Origin of the sequence: Burkholderia sp. NFPP32 (assembly GCF_900119325.1) — a bacterium.
Taxonomy (GTDB): domain Bacteria; phylum Pseudomonadota; class Gammaproteobacteria; order Burkholderiales; family Burkholderiaceae; genus Burkholderia; species Burkholderia pyrrocinia_C.
The window spans coordinates 85,799-104,679 of record NZ_FPJP01000013.1; the positions used below are offsets into that span (position 1 = coordinate 85,799).

General features: G+C 66.7%; 18 protein-coding genes. 11 read left to right on the top strand and 7 right to left on the bottom strand.

The genetic code is table 11. From position 1 onward, the window contains the following. The first annotated feature begins 6 nt into the window (after positions 1-6). The 4 genes from BT264_RS23135 to BT264_RS23150 all read left to right on the top strand — a co-directional run bounded on the left by BT264_RS23135 (position 7) and on the right by BT264_RS23150 (position 4,218). Entirely contained in the window at positions 7-1,374 is a 1,368-nt protein-coding gene (locus tag BT264_RS23135) for an HlyD/EmrA/EmrK family protein (protein ID WP_072441106.1), read from the top strand. Further along, the gene (locus tag BT264_RS23140) at positions 1,371-2,909 is read left to right on the top strand and encodes a DHA2 family efflux MFS transporter permease subunit (RefSeq protein ID WP_072441108.1); all 1,539 of its coding nucleotides are present in this window, start codon (positions 1,371-1,373) and stop codon (positions 2,907-2,909) included. The genes BT264_RS23135 and BT264_RS23140 overlap by 4 nt, the downstream gene beginning before the upstream one ends. Positions 2,910-2,968: 59 nt before the next feature. Further along, a complete protein-coding gene (locus BT264_RS23145; protein WP_072441384.1) occupies positions 2,969-3,397 on the top strand; it encodes a hypothetical protein in 429 nt (142 codons plus the stop codon). Between the two features lie 86 nt (positions 3,398-3,483). Further along, entirely contained in the window at positions 3,484-4,218 is a 735-nt protein-coding gene (locus BT264_RS23150) for a helix-turn-helix transcriptional regulator (RefSeq protein WP_083534171.1), read from the top strand. Here the strand turns inward: BT264_RS23150 and BT264_RS23155 are convergent. The 7 genes from BT264_RS23155 to BT264_RS23185 all read right to left on the bottom strand — a co-directional run bounded on the left by BT264_RS23155 (position 4,141) and on the right by BT264_RS23185 (position 10,864). Continuing rightward, a complete protein-coding gene (locus BT264_RS23155) occupies positions 4,141-4,923 on the bottom strand; it encodes a glutamine amidotransferase (RefSeq protein ID WP_072441110.1) in 783 nt (260 codons plus the stop codon). The two genes, BT264_RS23150 and BT264_RS23155, sit on opposite strands and share 78 nt — an antisense overlap. A 21-nt stretch (positions 4,924-4,944) precedes the next feature. Next, a complete protein-coding gene (locus tag BT264_RS23160) occupies positions 4,945-5,589 on the bottom strand; it encodes a glutathione S-transferase family protein (RefSeq protein WP_072441112.1) in 645 nt (214 codons plus the stop codon). Then, positions 5,583-6,776, bottom strand: a complete 1,194-nt coding sequence (gene metC / locus BT264_RS23165) for a cystathionine beta-lyase (protein WP_072441390.1) — start codon at positions 6,774-6,776, stop codon at positions 5,583-5,585. The genes BT264_RS23160 and metC overlap by 7 nt, the downstream gene beginning before the upstream one ends. A gap of 38 nt (positions 6,777-6,814) precedes the next feature. After that, positions 6,815-7,468, bottom strand: a complete 654-nt coding sequence (locus BT264_RS23170) for a pyridoxine/pyridoxamine 5'-phosphate oxidase (RefSeq protein WP_083534174.1) — start codon at positions 7,466-7,468, stop codon at positions 6,815-6,817. 8 nt (positions 7,469-7,476) lie between these two features. Further along, entirely contained in the window at positions 7,477-8,379 is a 903-nt protein-coding gene (locus BT264_RS23175; protein ID WP_072441117.1) for an HpcH/HpaI aldolase/citrate lyase family protein, read from the bottom strand. Positions 8,380-8,428: 49 nt separating this feature from the next. Then, the gene (locus BT264_RS23180; RefSeq protein WP_072441119.1) at positions 8,429-9,571 is read right to left on the bottom strand and encodes an acyl-CoA dehydrogenase family protein; all 1,143 of its coding nucleotides are present in this window, start codon (positions 9,569-9,571) and stop codon (positions 8,429-8,431) included. A gap of 417 nt (positions 9,572-9,988) precedes the next feature. After that, positions 9,989-10,864 carry a lipid A biosynthesis lauroyl acyltransferase gene (locus BT264_RS23185; protein ID WP_072441393.1) on the bottom strand — a complete coding sequence of 292 codons (876 nt, stop codon included), beginning with the start codon at positions 10,862-10,864 and terminating at the stop codon, positions 9,989-9,991. A gap of 1,260 nt (positions 10,865-12,124) precedes the next feature. Here BT264_RS23185 and BT264_RS23190 point away from each other — a divergent pair. Genes BT264_RS23190 through hutG form a run of 7 tightly spaced genes read left to right on the top strand, consistent with a single transcriptional unit; the run spans position 12,125 to position 17,921 of the window. After that, a complete protein-coding gene (locus BT264_RS23190) occupies positions 12,125-12,874 on the top strand; it encodes an IclR family transcriptional regulator (protein ID WP_043173670.1) in 750 nt (249 codons plus the stop codon). 40 nt (positions 12,875-12,914) lie between these two features. Continuing rightward, positions 12,915-13,688 (top strand): transporter substrate-binding domain-containing protein, encoded by a 774-nt coding sequence (locus BT264_RS23195; RefSeq protein ID WP_006752178.1) that lies wholly within the window; start codon positions 12,915-12,917, stop codon positions 13,686-13,688. Positions 13,689-13,705: 17 nt separating this feature from the next. Beyond that, positions 13,706-14,374: an amino acid ABC transporter permease gene (locus BT264_RS23200; RefSeq protein ID WP_006752177.1), complete on the top strand. Its 669-nt coding sequence runs from the start codon at positions 13,706-13,708 to the stop codon at positions 14,372-14,374. Continuing rightward, positions 14,371-15,135: an amino acid ABC transporter ATP-binding protein gene (locus BT264_RS23205; protein ID WP_006752176.1), complete on the top strand. Its 765-nt coding sequence runs from the start codon at positions 14,371-14,373 to the stop codon at positions 15,133-15,135. Before BT264_RS23200 ends, BT264_RS23205 begins: the two co-directional genes overlap by 4 nt. Continuing rightward, positions 15,132-15,677, top strand: a complete 546-nt coding sequence (locus tag BT264_RS23210; RefSeq protein WP_072441121.1) for a HutD/Ves family protein — start codon at positions 15,132-15,134, stop codon at positions 15,675-15,677. Before BT264_RS23205 ends, BT264_RS23210 begins: the two co-directional genes overlap by 4 nt. Beyond that, complete coding sequence (locus tag BT264_RS23215) at positions 15,674-17,074, top strand: formimidoylglutamate deiminase (RefSeq protein ID WP_072441124.1); 1,401 nt, start codon at positions 15,674-15,676, stop codon at positions 17,072-17,074. The genes BT264_RS23210 and BT264_RS23215 overlap by 4 nt, the downstream gene beginning before the upstream one ends. A gap of 28 nt (positions 17,075-17,102) precedes the next feature. Beyond that, positions 17,103-17,921, top strand: a complete 819-nt coding sequence (hutG, locus tag BT264_RS23220; protein WP_072441126.1) for an N-formylglutamate deformylase — start codon at positions 17,103-17,105, stop codon at positions 17,919-17,921. Positions 17,922-18,881 lie beyond the last annotated feature (960 nt).

Sequence of the window (18,881 nt, forward strand, 5' to 3'; positions counted from 1 at the left end):
CGAACCATGAGCAGCGACAACACCCTGCAGACTCCCGCGCGGCCCGCAGCCGCCGATCCCGCCAGCGCCCGCCAGAACCCGGCGGCCGATCACACCGGTGCGCCGCGCGCGCCGGGCGGCCCGGACGCGCGCACGCAACCGGCACCGGGCGGCGGCGCACCCGCGACACCGCCGCCGCCCGCGCGACGCAAGCACCTCGTGCGCGCGCTCGTCGCCGTGTTCGCGCTCGGCATCGTCGGCTGGGGCATCTGGTACGTGCTCGTCGGCCGCTGGTACGAAGCCACCGACAACGCATACGCGCAAGGCAACGTCGTCGAGCTGTCGCCGCAGGTGACGGGCACCGTCGTGTCGATCGACGCGGACGACGGCAATCTCGTGCGCGCCGGCACGCCGCTCGTCCGTCTCGACGCGAGCGACGCGCAGATCGCGCTCGCAGCCGCGCAGGCCGACCTCGCGGCAACGGTACGCAAGGTGCGCGGCCTGTACAGCAACGAGCGCGGGCTCGCGAACAGCATCGACGGCGCGCGCGCCGAACTCGACGCGCGACGCATCGCGCTCGACAAGGCGAAGGCCGACTACAGCCGCCGCGAGGATCTCGGCCGCTCCGGTGCGATCTCGCGCGAGGAGCTCGCGCATGCGCGCGATACGCTGACGTCCGCGCAAAGCGCGTACGCGGCCGCGCAAAGCGCGCTCGCGACGTTGAGCGAGCAGCATCAGACGAGCAAGGCGCTCGTCGACGACACCGCGGTCGCGTCGCATCCCGACGTGCAGGCCGCGGCCGCACGGCTGCGCGCCGCATACCTCGCGCGCGCGCGCACCGACATCGTCGCGCCCGTGACCGGTTATGTCGCGAAGCGCACGGTGCAGGTCGGGCAGCGCGTGTCGCCCGGCGTGCCGCTGCTCGCGGTCGTGCCGCTGCGCGAGCTGTGGGTCGACGCGAACTTCACCGAGAAGCAGCTCGAGCACATGCGCATCGGGCAACCGGTCGAACTGACCGCCGACCTGTACGGCGACGCGGTGCGTTACAGCGGCCGCGTGCAGAGCCTCGGCGTCGGCACCGGCAGCGCGTTCTCGCTGCTGCCCGCGCAGAACGCGACCGGCAACTGGATCAAGATCGTGCAACGGCTGCCGGTGCGCATCGAACTGACGGACCCGGCCCAGCTCGACGCGCATCCGCTGCGGATCGGCCTGTCGATGCACGCACGCGTCGACCAGCACGACCGCAGCGGTGCGATGCTGTCGCATCGCGAGCAACGCGCGCCCGTGTTCCGCACCGACGTGTACCGCGACGAGCTCGCGCGCGCCGACAGCCTGATCGCCGACGTCGTGCATGCGAACCAGCCCGCGGCGGTGCGCACGGAGCGTGTGCGATGAGCGGCCCGATGGCGGCCGCCGATGCCGGCTTTCGTCCGTCGAGCGTCGCGCTGACGACCTTCGGCCTCGCGCTCGCGGTCTTCATGCAGGTGCTCGACGGCACCGTCGCGAACGTGTCGCTGCCGACGATCGCCGGCAACTTCGGCGTGAGCACGACGCAAAGCGCATGGGTCGTCACGACGTTCTCGGTCAGCAATGCGATCGCGCTGCCGCTGACCGGGTTTCTCGTCAAGCGCATCGGGCAGGTCAGGCTGTTCGTGTGGGCGACGCTCGCGTTCACGTTTGCGTCGCTGCTGTGCGGCCTCGCGCAAAACCTGCCGCAACTCGTCGCGTTCCGCGCGCTGCAGGGCCTGGTGGCCGGGCCGATGATCCCGACCACGCAGGCGCTGATGCTGTCGATCTACCCGCCGCAACGGCGCGGCTTCGCGCTGTCGATGATCGCGATGGTCACCGTCGTCGCGCCGATCGCGGGCCCCGTGTTCGGCGGCTGGGTCACCGAGCATTACTCGTGGCGTTGGGCGTTCCTGATCAATTTGCCGATCGGCGTGTTCGCCGCGATGTGTGTATTCGCGCAGATGCGTGCGCGCGTCGAGACGACCGTCGCCGCGCGCGTCGACTACGTCGGCCTCGCCGCGCTCGTGGTCGGCGTCGGCGCGCTGCAGATCGTGCTCGACAAGGGCAACGAAGCCGACTGGTTCAACTCGACGTTCATCGTCGTGATGTCGGTGGTCGCCGCGTTCGGCATCGCGCTGTTCCTGATCTGGGAGCTCAACGAACCGAACCCGATCGTGAACCTGCGGCTGTTCGCACATCGCAACTTCGCGGCCGGCACGCTGACGCTCGTGCTCGCGTATTCGGCGTTCTTCGCGGTCAACGTGATCGTGCCGCAGTGGCTGCAGCGCACGCTCGGCTACACCGCGTTCTGGGCCGGGCTCGCGGTCGCGCCGATGGGCGTGATCCCCGTGCTGATGACACCGTTCATGGGCAAGTACGCGCCGCGCTTCAACATGCGCGTGCTCGTGTGCTGCGCGTTCGCGATCCTCGGCACGTCGTCGTTCCTGCGCGCGGGCTTCGTGCCGGACATCGACTTCACGCACATCGCGCTGATCCAGCTGCTGCAGGGTCTCGGCCTCGCGCTGTTCATCATGCCGATCAACAGCATCCTGCTGTCCGACCTGAAGCCGGACGAAATCGCCGCCGGCTCCGGCCTGTCGACGTTCCTGCGCACGCTCGGCGCGAGCTTCGCCGTGTCGATCACGTCGTTCCTGTGGGACCGGCGCGCGATCCTGCATCACGCGCAGCTCAGCGAGCACGTGAGCGCGTTCGATCCGGCCGTGCGGGCCGAAGTCGCGCGGCTTGGCGGCGGCGATCCGCAGCGCGCGGCGACGCTGCTGAGCAACCTGGTCGATGCACAGGCCTACCAGATTTCGTTCAACGACGTTTCGTTCGCGCTCGGCTGCGTGTATCTCGCCGTGATCGCGGTGGTGTGGCTCGCCCGCCCGCCGTTCGGCCCCGGCGCCGCCGCGAAACGATGAAGCGGGCGCTGCGCGGCCCGTTCCGACCCATGCTGTTCAATTCGATGGAGGTTGACCCGATGCATACCCACCACGCTGGAGAAACGCCGTCCGACCTGGCGACGCTTGCGGTGTTCGACGTCACGGAATTTCCGCTCGTCGTCGTGCGCAACGATGCGATCGCGGCCGGCTACGCGCAGCGCTGGCTCGACGACATGCACACGCTGATGCGGCACGGCGAGCCGTTTGTCATGATCTTTCCGCCGGCCCGCCCGGACGAACCGCACGACGACCGCAAGGAGCGCGGCATGTGGCTCAAGCAGAACCGCGCCGCGCTCGCCGAGGTCTGCCGCGCGCTCGTCACGATCGAACCGGACCCGAAGGAACGCGCCGCGGCCATCGCGAACGCGGCCGGCATCGAAAAGGCGTTCGGGATTCCGCTCGACGTGACGGCTTCGCTCGAAGACGCGAAGCAGGCGGGCCGGCGACGCCTGACCGAGGCGCTCTAGCGCGGTCCGTTCGCGCGCAACGCCTCGAACCGGTTGCGCAAGTCCGCCTGAATGCAGATTCCAACTAGATAAACGGGGTGGCTTGTATGAATGGACTGGATTGTCTGAAATGGTTGGTACCCGGCGACACGGACGCGTCATGGCAGCGGATGACCGACGCGGCCGCCGGGATGGGGTTCGACAAGGTCGTGCTGATCGTGTTGCCGTTTACCGGCGCGTCGTTCGATCTCGCGCGCAAGTGGAGCAGCGGCGTGCCTGGATGGACGGCGCTGTACCGGCAGCGCCAGTTCGACCGCGTCGACCCGATGCTGCGGCATTGCTTCCGCTCGGCGCTGCCGCTCGTCTGGGACGACGCGCTGTTCGCGCTGCCCGAGCAGCGGCCGTGCTACGAAGCGGCGTCCGCGTATGGCATGTGCAGCGGCGTCGTGCTGCCGGTGCGCGGCGCGAAAGGGGAGGTCGGCATGCTGTCGTGCGCAAGCGCAGACGACCTCGGCCGTACGCGCGAGCGCTGCGACCGCCATCTCGCGGCGCTGACGCTGCTGCGCGACATCGCGTGCGAAGCGATCGCCGGCACGCATTGCCATGCACCGCCCGACAGCGTGCCGCGGCTCAGCCGGCGGGAAGTCGAATGCCTGCGCTGGCACGCGGCCGGCAAGACGTCGTGGGAAATCGGCCATATCCTGAACGTGACCGAGTCGTGCATCAATTTCCACTTCATGAATATCCGCCGCAAGTTCAACGTGTCACGTCGGCACGAAGCCGTGCTGCGCGCGGTCGAGTGGGGGCTGATCAGCATCTCCGACGTGACGGTGCCCACCTGATGCGGGTGCGCCCGCGAGCCAGCGATCGAGAAACGCGCTGAGCCATGCCGCCGTCGCGCGGTCGTGCCGCAGGCCCTCATTTGCCTGCGTCGCGAGATCCTGCGCGCCGGGCGCCGACAGCTTGTGCGCGGCGGCCGTGCTCCAGCGCCGCATCATCGGATAGCTCACTTCCGGATGAAACTGGACGCCGTACGCGCGCGGCCCGTAACGAACGGCCTGGTTCTCGAAATGCTCGCCGGTCGCGAGGATCTCGAGCCCGGCGACGCGCTCGAAGCCCTCGCGATGCCACTGGTAGACATGCGACGGCCATGAACCGAGCCGTCGGCCGGCGGGCGTCGCGGCGATCGGCCAATAGCCGATTTCCGCACGCCCGTCCCGATGCGCGCTCACACGGCCTCCCAGATGGCGGATCATCATCTGCGCGCCGAGGCAGACGCCGAGAAAGGGCGCGGCCTCGCGCAGCGGCACCCCGATCCAGTCGATCTCGTCGCGCATCCAGCGATCGCCGTCATTCGCGCTCATCGGGCCGCCGAACACCACGGCGCCCGCATGATCGGCGAGCGTCGCCGGCAACGGATCGCCGAGCGGCGGGCGCCGAATGTCGAGCGGATGGCCGCGGGCCGCGAGCAGCCGCCCGATCCGGCCGGGGCTCGACTGTTCGCGATGCAGGACGATCAGGATCGGACGAAGTGCAAAGTGCGTCATGTCGTGTGATTGAGTAGGAAGTCAGCCCGGCTGGCCGCGCAGCGCGTCGAACGACACCATTACCTGTTCGCGGTAGGCGGGCCGTCGGCACAGGCGGGCGTACCAGGCCTCGACGTGCGGCAACGGCGGCCGCTCGACGTCGAGCGAGAAATAGCGGAACAGCGTCGCGCCGGCCGGAATGTCGGCCAGGCCCGGCGTTGCGCCGCCCAGAAAAGGCTGCGTCGACAACAGCCGGTCGAGCAGCCGGTAGTGCGTGGCGCTGCGCTCGGCCTTGTCGCGCACGATCGCGTCGTCGCGCCGCTCCCGCGGCGTTCGCACCAGCGCCCAGAACAATCCGGTCATCACGTCGGGCTCGAGCGAAGTCTGCGACCAGTCCATCCAGCGCTCCGCGCGCGAACGTGCGAACGTGTCGCGGCACCAGAACGGATTGTTCGGCACGCGCGCGGCGAGATAACGCAGGATCGTGTGCGACTCCCAGACGACGTCGCCGTCCCAGTCGATCACCGGGATCCGGCAGGTCGGGTTCAGCGCCGCGAACGCGGGGGTCTGCAGCGAGCCGTGCTCGCCGCCGGCCGGGATGTGCCGGTACGGCAATCCCAGCTCGCCGATGAGCCACAACACCTTCTGCACGTTGAACGACGTGCGGCGGCCCCAGACGGTCAGCATCGCGCGGCATCCCCGCAGGCACCGGCATCCGCGCACGCCGCATAGCGGTCGAGACCGGCGGCGAGATCGGCGATCAGGTCGTCGGCATCCTCGAGCCCGATGTGCAGGCGCACGCCGCGGCTGCCGGGCGGCCAGCGCTCCGCGAGGCCGTGCGCGCCCAGTTCGAACGGCAGCGCGAGGCTCTCGTAGCCGCCCCACGAGTAACCGAGCCCGAACAGCGTCAGGTGGTCGAGAAACGCTTCGATCGCATGCTGCGGCGCAGGCCGCAGCACGACCGAGAACAGCCCCGATGCGCCGCCGAAATCGCGGCGCCACAGCGTGTGGCCGTCGTCGCCGGGCAGCGCCGGATACAGCACGCGCTGCACCTCGGCGCGCGACGCGAGCCAGCTCGCGACCGCGAGCGCGTTGCGCTGGTGCTGCCGCAGCCGCACGCCGAGCGTGCGCAACCCGCGCAGCGCGAGGTAGACGTCGTCGGGGCCCGCGCACAGACCGAGATCGCCGTACAGTTGCTTCAGCGCGGGCCATGCGCGCTCGTTGGCCGATACCGTGCCGAGCATCGCATCCGAATGCCCGACCAGGTACTTGGTGCCGGCCTGGATCGACAGGTCGATGCCGAACGCATGCGGCCGGAAGAAGAGCGGCGTGGCCCAGCTGTTGTCCGCGATCACCAGCGCGCCGTGCGCATGCGCGAGCCGGACAAGCGCGGGGATATCGTGCATGTCGAACGTATAGGACCCCGGAACTTCGACGTACAGTGCCCGCGTGTTCGCGCGGAATGCGGCTGCAACGGGCGTGCCGGCGTCGTACCAGGTCGTCTCGACGCCGAGCCGCGCGAGCACGCCTTCGCACGCATGACGCACCGGGCCGTAGACCGATGCGGTCATCAGCAGGTGATCGCCGGGTTTCAGGCAGGACAGCAGCGCAAGCGTGCACGCGGACAACCCCGACGGACACAGCACCGCGCCGGCGCCGCCCTCGAGGCTCGTCACCGCGCGCTCGAGCGCGTCCGTCGTCGGTGTGCCGCGGCGGCCGTAGATATACGGCTGCGTACGGTTCAGCAGATCCGACACCGTCGGGCTGAGCACGGTCGACGCATGGTAGACGGGCGGATTGACGAAACCGTGCCACGCGGCGCTGTCGCGGCCCGCGTGCGCGAGCCGCGTGTCTTCGTGCAGTCGGTCATGCATGCCGTCGCGCGGCTGCGATGCATGCTCGTCGGCGGACTTCACGGCCATAGCGCGCACCGTTCCCAGCGTTGACCGGCGCGACGGTAGGCCTGCCGCGCGAAGCGCCGCGCGCTGTCCGCGCGCCAGAATTCGGCTTCGTCCGGCGCCAGCGCGTACAGGTGCCAGTCGTCAGACACGAGGGTCGGGTCGGCGGCCAGCCGCGCGAGCTGCGCGTCGATCGCGCGCGTCAGGTCGGCGGGATCGTCGAGCCGTTCGCTTTGCCGTCCGGCCAGGATGCTCGCGCGCGACCGCTCGGGGCGGCCCGCGAAATCGGCGCGGCCTTCGGCGGCCGGCAGCCGTTCGACCGGGCCGCTCAGCCGGACCTGGCTCGCGATCGCCGGCCAATAGAACGTCAGTGCGGCGTACGGCCGATTTTCGAGCTGGCGCCCCTTGGGGCTGCGCGTGCTCGCCGCGAAATGCCAGCCGCGCGCGTCGACGTTCAGCAGCACGACGGAGCGCGCGTCGGGCCGTCCGTCCGGGCGGACCGTCGACAGCGTCATCACCTGCGGTTCGAGTGCCCCGGCGGCGACGGCCTCGTCGAGCCAGCGCTCGAACTGCGCGTGCGGCGTGTCGGGCCAATCCTGGGCGGGCACGTGCGGCGCCGCGTGCGCGAGTGTTTTCAGCGCCTTCAGGCGCGTTGCGATCGTATCCATGGCGTGGCTCATGCGATGCCGAAGCGGGTCGCGCGGCCGATCAGCCGATGCGCGGCGAGATAGTCGGGGACTTCCGCGAGGAAACCGTCGACGACGGCCGCGGCGACGCGGCGGCCGCCGGATTCGCGCCGCGCGGTGTCGAACGCGTCGATCACGCGGCGGGCGAGGGCGACTTCGTCGGCCGTCGGCGTGAGCACGCGATTGACGACCGGCACGAACTGCGAGTTGACGATCGCTTTCGCCTGATAACCCAGGCCGCGCGACACGCGCATGTCGAGCTCCGCGCCTTCGTTGTCGGCATAGCTGTACGGGCAGTCGATCGCCGTGACGCCGACCGCCGCGCATTCGACGCGAAAACGCGAGCGCACATAGTCGAGCTCGCGGCCCGCGCGCGTGCGCTCGGCGCCCATGTCGGCCACCATGTCCTCGGTCGCGACGAGCACGGCCGTCACGCGCGGGCTCGAACGCGCGATCGCCATCGTGTTCACGAGGCCGAGCGTTGTCTCGACGTTCGGCACCAGTTCCGTCGAACCGGGCGCGATATCGTATTCGCGCTCGAAACGCGTCACGGCTTCGTCGAGCGCGACGACCTGCTCGGGCGTCGCGACATACGACATCATCACGATGTCCGGGCGGCCGCGCATCGCGGCGCGCAGGTCGTCGATCCCGCCCGCGTCGAGCGGGTTCACGCGCACGGATGCCAGTATGCCGGCGTCGCGCCAGCCCGCGAGCACGCGCTCGCTGAGCTCGCGCGCGGCCGGACGCCGGTCGGGCGGCGTAAAGGTTTCGAGTTCCTGGATCAGGACGTCAGCGCCGCTCGCGGCGCCGTCAACGAGCGCATCGTGATCGGCGCCGGCGAGAAACAGCCAGGAGCGGCGCAGGCGGGAAGGGCGTCGGTTCGTCGGTGTCATGCGTGGTTTCCTGTAGGGCGCGTGTTACGCGTATCGATGGCGCGGGCGTTCAGCCGGCGCGCATCATCTGGTTGAAGATGTTCTTGCGATGCATTTCCTCGGTCCCGCCGACGCTCATGAAGCCGAGCGCATCCGATGCGAACGCGGCCACCGGCCCGGCCTGGTAGCCGAGGCTGCCGTACAGCCGCACGAGGCCGAGCGCGCCGTCGACGAGATCCTGCGCGCCGACCAGCTTCGCGATCGAGCAGGTCATCAACGCGTGCGGGTGATCCGTCAGCAGCTGCGCGAGCGCGCCGCGCGCGAGCCACGTGCCGCGCTCGATGCCGATCTGCAGGTCCACGAGACGGCCCTGCACGTACTGATGCGCGTCGATCGTGCTGTCGAAGCTGCGCCGGTCGCGGCAATAGCCGATCGCGTCGCGCAGATACGGCGTGGTCACCTGCGCGGCAACGAGACCGTAGTAGAGGCGGCCGAGCGAAATGATGTCGATCAGGTTGCCGAGCCCTGCACCGGGCTCGCCCAGCAACTGGCTGCGCGCGATCGGGCAGTCGTCGAAATGCAGCGCGCCGGTGGGCAGGTCGTCGAGGCCGAGCTTGCGGTCGGGCGCGGCGACGGTCATGCCCGGCTGGTCGCGATCGACGATCACGAGCGCGGTATTGCGCCGGCCGGGCGTATCGATGCGCGTGACGACGAGGATGAAGCGCGCGAGCGGCGCATGCGCGATATTGAATTTGCTGCCGGTCAGCCGATAGCCGTCGCCGTGCTCGACCAGCTTCGTCGCAATGCTGCGCACGTCGGTGCCGGTGCCCGGTTCGGCAATCGCGGTCGCGCTCAGCTCGCCGCGCAGGATCGCGCCGAAATAGCGGTCCCGCTGCGGCGCCGTGCCGTATCGTTCGAGCGCGCGCACCATGCCGGCCTGCGCGATCACCGACAGCAGCAGCGCCGGGCGGCGGATCGCCGACGCGAGCCCCTCGAGTGCCGCGGAAAAGTGCCACCAGCCGTGACCGTCGCCGCCGTACGTCTCCGGCACGATCATGTCCCACAGTCCCTCCTGCCCGAGCCGTGCCCAGCCGGCTGCGTCGAAGCCGACGGGCGCGCTGCCGTCGTGCTCCGCGGCAGCCGCGATCTCCGCGCCGATCCCGCGAAAACGCGCGAGCGTCGCATGCTGTTCCTGCGTCCAGTCAAATGGCATCTGTCGTGTCTCCGGTCGAAGCGGCGCGGCCTTCGACGGCGCGCCAGCGATGTCGACAAGATTACGGGGGCACGGACAGCAGGGGTACTGGCAGTAGTGGTAGTTGCCGGGTGCGTGCTCGGCACGCCGTCGAAGATCGACCGCGGTGTCGCGGATGCGGCCCCGTGGTTTCCTCGCGCGCGCATTTCGCAAGCCGACGTCATGGAGGCATCGCGTTTCGGATCGCCACGGTGGTCGTGCCTCAGGCGATCAACAGCGCTGCATCGATCGGCAGGCCTCGGCGCTGGTCGGCAAGAACAGCGGGGCATGGCAGCCGCTGCCGCCTGATTTACCGCCCCGATCGTAGGGCAGAGAGAAGTCGGCTCGTCATGGCACGACAAATATCATTCAAATTGGCATCTGCCGCTCATGCAGCCGTCAATAGACGCCTGGCTCGCCTGCCGGGCGATGCTTGAACCGTCGGTGCACCCAGTAGTACTGCTCGGGAAATCGAAGGATCTGCTCCTCGAGAAAGGAATTCATCGTGCGCGCATCGAACGACTCGCTGCCGGTCGGATAGCTGTCGAGCGGCTCGAAGATGGTCAGCTTGTAGCCGCGGAATTCCGGCAGCACTTCGGTCACGAACGGTACGACCCGCGCGCCGCTCAGCTTCGCCAGCCGCGATACCGACGTCAACGTGCAGGCCTGCACGCCGAACAGCGGCGCAAACACCGAACCCGTCGTGCCGTGATCCATGTCCGCGGCGAGCATCACCGGGGTGCCCGCGCGAAGTAGTCTGACGAGGTGTTTCGCGCTCGCACTGCGTTCGATCATCTCGGCGCCGAAGCGCCCGCGCTGACGTTTGGCGAGGTCGCACACGCGACGGTTCGACATGCGCGTGTAGAGTGCCGCCACGGGCAGCGACGACGAATAGAGCATGCAGCCCACCTCGATGCCGACGAAGTGAAAACCCATGAAGATCGTCGGCGGCGCATCCGGATCGTGGAGATCGATGCGGCTGTCCATCTCGACCAGGCGATTGAGCGACCGAGCGTTGCCGAACCACTGGAATCCGCGCTCCAGGTAGCTCCGGACGACATGTTCGAAATGGGCACGCGCGAGCACGTCGCGCTCCTCGTCGGTCTTCAGCGGAAAGCAGAGTTGCAGGTTGACATGCACCACGTGCTTGCGTCGGCTCGGTATCCGGTAGAGCGCAGCGCCGATGCCGCTGCCGGTTCTCGCGACCAGCGAGTACGGAAGAATGGACAGGAACCGTAGGAGGCCGAACAGCAGCCAATACCCGAGAGCGTTCATGATGATGATGGACTTCCGTCTGATGACTGCCCGGCGCCGCTCGAGTCGAGTGATGGGGTACGGGGAAATCGGGTTGTGTCGAGACCGTGCAGGGCAGTTGCTTGCGCGACCGCCTCCGACGGCGGCCGCGCGCCAGCGCCGATGATGGCCGACCGCTTCGATCCGACGTTCGAAGCGATACATGATGGCGGGCGGAAAGTTCATCCACGCGATGCCGAGCCGGACGGCGCGGATGCGCATGGCCTCCAGATAGCGCGCCGGGTTCGGGCAGCGCGGCACATACGTGAATCGATGGAACGCGCCACCGGCAGCCAGGTGGCGCGCGAAGGCGCAGGGAACGATCGCGGCGGCCGGTTCGACCGGCATCGCGACGATGTGGCACTCCGCTCACGATAACACGTGCGTGCTCCCCGCCGAAGAAGTCGCCCGTCATGCCGTAGACCAAAATAAAGTCGTCACCGTTTGCGAAGGAAAGTTGTCACTTCGCCGGTCGATGTCGACTGGAAGATTCGAAACTCTCGGAAATTCATGAGGTTGTGCGTTGCGAAATAAAGTTGTCACTGGCCGCGGCCTTGCGAAGACCAGTGTCAACCCCCCTGCGGCGCCGGCACCTCCTGGTCACGCGTTGCCCTGATCGCCAGTTTCGGGCCGTAATCAGGCCATCGTGATAAGAAGGTACTCGCTGGCGCGTTCATCCCGACGTCAGGATCGGCACGCGACAAAGAATGGCTGTTCTGGGGCGACGCGAACGATGCTGAACGACCCAGAATTGCCGTTCGCTGGATCAAAGTTTTGGCGTCGGGTAACGAAATACACCGGTCATTCGACTACAGGGCCGTAATCTCAAAAAGACCGGACTCGATGCCATGGTGGCCGCACCATGATCAAACGACGCTTCAAACGAGGCAATGCGTCGGAAAAAACCATCGCGGTTTTCGTCAGACCAGTCGACTAGCCCCGCGAGTGGCTCAAGCGGGCAGGTCTAAACTCAAAAGAGCTAACTTCAGTGCCTAGCGCCGTGCGATCGAGGCGACGTTGCCCACGCTGTCTAATACACGATGGCGCTGTTGCGTCAGCCCGCCCGCGTATTGACTGCGACGTTCGCATTGCCGTACTGCTGCGACTGAGCATGGCATTAGGTAAGCAGCGGTGTAAACCCCAACTCATCATTCCCACTGAATGGGAATCGCATTTTTGTCCAGCGGGAGCGACGTGGCATTCTGCGTCATCGGAATCGCAACTCTTCGGGCAAGACTCAACGTGAAACAGGAATCCAGCGTCATCGGCGCCGAGCGCCTGCTGCTCGTACTTACTGCGCTCGCGAGTCACGGTAAAGCCATGTCCGTGAAGGACATGCTCGGCGTGACCGGCCTCGCGCAAAGCACGCTCTATCGCCAAATCACGCTGCTTAAGCGCTGGGGCTTCGTGACGGAGGACGCGGGCTGCTATGCCCCCGGTCCCGTGAGCTTGCAGCTCGCACTCGGCTTCGACATCAATTCGATGCTGGTCGAAGCGAGCCGCGACGGCATGGCGGAGCTCTCGCGCGCGACGCAGGAGAGCGTCGGGCTCATCATCGCCGTGAACGACCAGGTGATCTGCCTCGAAATGGTCGAGAGCACGCACTCGCTGCGTTGCTCGTTCGAAAAGGGCCGCGCGGTGCCGTTGCGCGCGGGCGCGTCCGCCAAGTCGCTGCTCGCCTTCATGGCGGAGAAAACGCGCAACGAGGCGCTGGAGCGTCAGTTCGCCGGTGACGACACGGCGCGGGCCGCCCTTGAAACGGAGCTTGAGCGAATTCGCGCGCGCGGTTATGCCGTAAGCGACAGCGAAGTCGATCCCGGCGTCTGGGGCGTGAGTGCACCGGTGTTCCGGCGAATGTCGCGCAGCGCGGGCGCATGCGCATCAATCACGCTGATGGCCCCGTCCTCGCGCGCGGCGGGTCGCGAACAACAACTCGCCGACTGGACCGTGCGAACGGCCAACGGCATCTCCACCCGACTGCAATCTGCCTGAGCCTCACTCAACGACGATCATACACTCTGGAGCCCGCACCATGAAATTGAAAACCCTTCTCTCCGCTGCAAGCCTCGGCATGGCGCTGCTGACGGCGATCGCGCCCGGCACGGCATTCGCGCAGGATTCGAACGTGCTCAACGTTGCAACCGACGCGACCTTCCCGCCGATGGAATTCGTCGACAAGGGCCAGCGCACCGGCTTCGACATCGATATCATGAACGCACTGGCCAAGGCGATGGGCAAGCAGGTCCAGTGGACGGACATCGACTTCAAGGGGCTGATTCCGGGTCTCGTGGCGCGGCGGTTCGACGCGGCGATCTCGGGCATCTACATCACGCCGGAGCGCGCGCAGGTGGTCGATTTCACTCAGTCGTACTTCGCGGGCGGCCTCTCCGCGCTCGTCAAGGCGGACTCGCCGATCAAGACCCTCGCCGATCTCAACGGCAAGAAAGTAAGCGTGCAGGTCGGCACCAAGTCCGTCAATTTCCTGCGCGACAACTATCCCCAGGTGCAGCGCGTGGAGGTGGAAAAGAACCAGGAAATGTTCGATCTCGTCGGTATCGGCCGTGCCGACGCCGCCGTCACTGGCAAGCCCGCAGCGTACCAGTTCGTGCGCACGCGCCCCGGTTTCCGCGTGCTCGATAAGGAGCTGACGACCGAAGCGTACGGCATCGCGGTGCGCAAGGACGAATCGCAACTGCGCGACCAGATGAATGCCGCGCTCGCGAAGATCAAGGCGGACGGCACCTACAACGCTATCGTGAAGAAGTGGTTCGGCGCGAGTGCCAGCACCACGGCGAACGCGAAGTAATTCGGCGGACCCGAATCATGCAACTCGACTTCACGCCGGCATTCGCCGGTTGGGCCGACATCGCGCACGGCGCGCTGGTCACGGTGGAAGTGACCGCCGCCGCGCTCGTGCTCTCGTGCCTGCTCGGCCTCCTGATCGGCATCGGCCGGCTCTATCCGCAGCGGCGGCTCGTTTATGGCTTCTGCACCGGCTATCTGATCTTCTTCCGCGGCACGCCGCTGCTCGTGCAGCTGTTTCTGCTGTTCTTCGGCTTGCCGCAATTCGACATCCTCTTGCCCGCGTTCGTGTGCGGCATGCTCGGGCTCGGGCTGTATTCGGCGGCCTACGTGTCGGAGATCGTGCGCGGTGCGATCCAGTCGGTGGATCGCGGACAGATGGAAGCGGCGCGCTCCATCGGCATGTCGTCGGGACAGGCCATGCGCGCGATCATTCTGCCGCAGGCCATCGTGCGCATGATTCCCCCGCTCGGCAACGAGTTCATCGCGCTAATCAAGAACTCGGCCCTGGTGTCGCTGCTGACGATTCACGACCTCATGCATGAAGGCCAGAAGATCATCAGCGTGTCCTACCGGTCGCTCGAGGTGTATATCGTGATCGCGCTCGTGTATCTCGTGCTCACGCAAACGACCAACTTCATTCTTCATCGCGTCGAGCGTCGGCTGCGCGCAGGAGGTATGGTGCAATGAGCAGCGCTCAACCTATCGTCAGCATTCGCGAACTCACAAAGTCGTTCGGCACACATCGCGTATTGAACGGCATCGACTTCGACATACAGCCGAGCCAGGTCGTGGTCGTGATCGGGCCGAGCGGTTCGGGCAAGAGCACGTTCCTGCGCTGCTGCAACGGGCTGGAGCAGCCCGAGCGCGGCACGATCGATATCTGCGGCCACCGGCTCGTCGATCACGGCACGATGCTCAAGGACCGCTCGCTCAACGCGCTGCGCACCGAAGTGGGCATGGTGTTCCAGTCGTTCAACCTGTTTCCACATCTCTCGGTGCTGCACAACATCACGGTGGGTCCCCGCATGCTGCGCGGCGCCTCGAAAGCCGACGCCGAAGCCGCTGCGCTTGCCCTGCTCAAAAAGGTGGGCCTCGAGCACAAGGCGCATGCGATGCCCGCCAGCCTTTCTGGCGGCCAGAAGCAGCGCGTCGCCATCGCGCGGGCTCTGGCGATGCAGCCGCGTGTCATGCTCTTCGACGAACCGACTTCGGCGCTCGACCCCGAACTCGTGGGCGAAGTGCTGCAGGTGATGAAGCTGCTCGCCTCCGAAGGCATGACCATGCTCGTGGTCACGCACGAGATGGGCTTCGCGAAAGAAGTGGCGGACGTCGTGGTTGTAATGGACGGCGGCGAGATCGTCGAAGCGGGCCCTCCCGCGCAGATTTTCTCGACGCCCACGCAACCCCGTACGCGCTCATTCCTCCAGGCAGTGCTGTCGCGCGCGTGAGCCCGACCTTGATACGCGGCGCCGCACTCGTGGCGTCGCCGTGGAAGAACGGCGGCGGCATCACGCGCGAAGTCGCGTCCTGTGCGTACGAGTGGCGCGTGAGCATTGCCGATATCGATCGCGACGGACCGTTCTCGCGTTTCGACGGCATCGACCGCCTGTTGATAGTTCTCGACGGGGCAGGGATGACGCTCGGCGCAGGCGTCCTGGGTGAGTTTGACGTCGCGCGCTTCCCCGGCGAGGCGCCGGTGACGGCACACCTCGCAAACGGCCCGGTGCGGGTGTTCAACCTGATGACATACCGTGGCGCGGCGCGCGCCTCGGTCGACATCGTGCGCGCACCGGGGCGCCGGACCCTCGCCGCGGACACGGCTTTGCTGCTTTGCGCGCAGGGATCTGTCGAGGTGCAGGCCGGGCCGGCGTGCATCGCGCTGACGCCACTCGACACGCTGCGCATCGACCGGACGAATCCCGTCGAGATCACCATAGAAGGAGACGGCGTGCTGGTGTGCACGTCGCTGGATACGGAAGCCGACTCTTGAATTCATCCCCGAAATCGCTCTTCGCAGCGCATGCGCTGCTGCCGGACGGCTGGTGTACCAACGTGCTGATCGAGTGGAACGACGCCGGTACGCTCGTCGCCGTTACGCCCGACACGACCACCGCGCCGGCGGATGCCGCGCGTGCAGCGGGGCCGGTCATTCCGGGCATGCCGAACCTGCATTCGCACGCGTTTCAGCGCGCCATGGCCGGCCTCACGGAGTACCGTGCCAATCCCACGGACAGCTTCTGGAGCTGGCGCGACCTGATGTACCGATTCGCCGCACGCATCACGCCCGAGACGCTGGGCGCGATAGCGCGCTGGCTGTATGTCGAGATGCTCAAGGCCGGCTATACGTCCGTCTGTGAGTTCCACTATGTGCACCACGCGCAGGACGGCGGCCGTCACGCGCATCCGGCCGAACTCGCGCAGCGCGTCGTGGATGCCGCGAGCGAGACCGGCATCGGCATGACGATGCTGCCGGTGCTCTACCAGTACAGCGGCTTCGGCGCTCAACCGCCGCGCGCCGATCAGCGCCGCTTCATCAACGCGACGGACGCCTTTCTGAAGCTTCTCGGCACGCTGCGCTCCGCGCGTCCGGAACACGGCGCGCTGTGTTACGGAATCGCGCCACACTCGCTGCGCGCTGTATCGGAAGATTCATTGCGCGCCGCGCTTGAAGGACTCGACGCGATGTCGCCTGGCGCACCAGTGCATATCCACATTGCGGAGCAGACAGCGGAAGTCGACGCCTGTGTCGCGACGCTTGGCGCGCGGCCCATACAATGGCTGCTCGAGCGTTTCGACGTCGACGCGCGCTGGTGCCTCGTGCATGCGACGCACGTCGACGAAAGCGAAACGCTCGCACTCGCTGAGAGCGGTGCGATTGCGGGCCTGTGCCTTACGACCGAAGCGAATCTCGGCGACGGCCTGTTCCCCGCAAGCGACTATCTCGATGCAGGAGGCGCGTTCGGCGTCGGCTCGGATAGCCATATCAGCGTGGACTGGCGCGCGGAACTGCGCTTGCTCGAATATGGCCAGCGGCTCGCGCGGCGTCAGCGCAACGTGCTGGCCTCGCCGCAGGCATCGCATGTCGCGGACCGCCTGTTCCATGGCGCGCTTGCGGGCGGCGCACGTGCGACCGGCCGCGCGGCCGGTGCCCTCAAGCAGGGCGCGCGGGCGGACTGGATCGTGCTCGACCCTGACCATCCCGATCTCGCCGAGCAGACCAGCGCGACGTGGCTGTCGTCCGCAGTCTTTTGCGAGCACGGCGACACGCCGGTGCGCGACGTCTTCGTCGGCGGCGAGCGCGTGATCCACGAGCGCCGTCATCGCGACGAAGCCAGGCTTTACGCGGACTATCGCCGGGCGCTGGTGCAGCTTCTCGCCGACGCCTGAGCGTAACCGTCAACCGATCCCAGGCACCATGAACGATCTCATCTCACTCGAACGCGGCGATGCGCCGCTAATGATTTCCATTCCCCATCTGGGCACGCAGATTCCGGATGCGCTGCGTGACCGGTACACAGATATCGCGCTGACGGTTGCTGACACCGACTGGCATCTGGACCGCCTCTACGGATTCGCCCGCGCGCTCGGCGCAACGATTCTCGGTGCGCGCGTGTCGCGTTACGTGATCGACCTGAACCGGCCATCGAACGACGAAAGCCTGTATCCCGGGCAGACCACCACGTCGCTGTGCCCGACCGAAACCTTTCGCGGTGAGCCGCTGTATCGCGAGGGCTGCGCCCCGGACGCGGCCGAGCGCAATCGCCGCGTGGCCACTTACTGGCAGCCGTATCACGACGCCCTGCATGAAGAACTGACGCGCCTGCGCCGCCAGCATCGCAACGTGCTGCTGTGGGAAGCGCACTCGATCGCGAGCGTGCTGCCGCGCCTTTTCGAAGGCAAGCTGCCGGACTTGAACATCGGCACGCAGGATGGTCGCACCGCCGCGCCTTCAGTGCAGAAAGCGGTGCAGCGCGTCGCCGCGGCGAGTCCGTTCACGTGGATTACGAACGGCCGCTTCAAGGGCGGCTTCATCACGCGGCACGCCGGTGCGCCGCAGGACGGCGTGCACGCGGTGCAGCTGGAGATGTGCCAGTCCACCTACATGAGCGAAAACGCGCCGTTCGACTATCTGCCCGAGGTCGCGAAGAAAGTAGAGCCAGTGGTACGCGGCATGGTGAATGGTGCGCTCGACGCAATCGTCAAGCTGACTCGGGACGCCTCGCAGGCGGAATGAGTTCGATACTTCCTTGTCGCGACCTCTTGGAGCACATTCTGAAGACCACTTGTGCCAATCCGACCGAGCAGGGACGCTCTGTCCAATACGCGCTTCTAGAAGTTCGCTAGCGCTCGGAGCAGGCGCGCGTATTCCGCATGCGGCAAGTGGAAGCCCAGCAGCGTCGAAGAGAGTGAAGCTCATTGCAGAATGCTGCGACCCCGTGACTACGTCGGGTAAGGTCGATAGCTCAGGTCGGCCCTCTCTGCTGAAAGATCGCTTGCTGGATTGACGAGTCCCCTGAATGTCTAGCGCCTCAATCGAATCAAGGTCCCTATTTGGCCGGACTAAGTCAGCCGATTTGACGCTGCCTGTTTGATCTAGTCCAACCCCCACAACACTGCCCTGCCACCATCGGCGAACCTAGCTTGAAACAAGGGGCATCCAACCTGAACACTGCGTCGTGACAAACTGCATCTGTGCGCCAGGAATCGATCAAGAAATCAGGAACTTACCGTGGGAAGTCGAGGCCTACTACGCGAGTTGGCAAATTTAATGCGGACGTAGGCGAGTTGACGACATTGTTTTGAGAGGACCATCAATAAAGTCGTCAACTCGCGGGCCGGAAGCCTTGATCCACGAGGATTCTGGAGTGACGTATTTTGCTCTACGCATGCCGGGTCGGGCCGCATCCATCCGCATGATCCGCAACGCGGGAAACCGATGCCGAAGGGCGTTCGCGAAAGCGGGCCGGTTCCTCCTGAAACTCACGGCCTTCCTCGCCGGCTATCGCCAATCTGCCTTCATCAAGGCCGATCCCCGCAGGGTGCCGCATCTCGTTTGGTAGCCCTGCATCGTTTCGCGAACCTCGATCCATTTTGTCGGTTTTCGCACCATTGATTTCGGTCAACGTCCGATCCCGTCGCGCGCCGATGATGGAGGCAAGTCCAAACGTCGCATGTACGCCAGTCCATCCCGCGA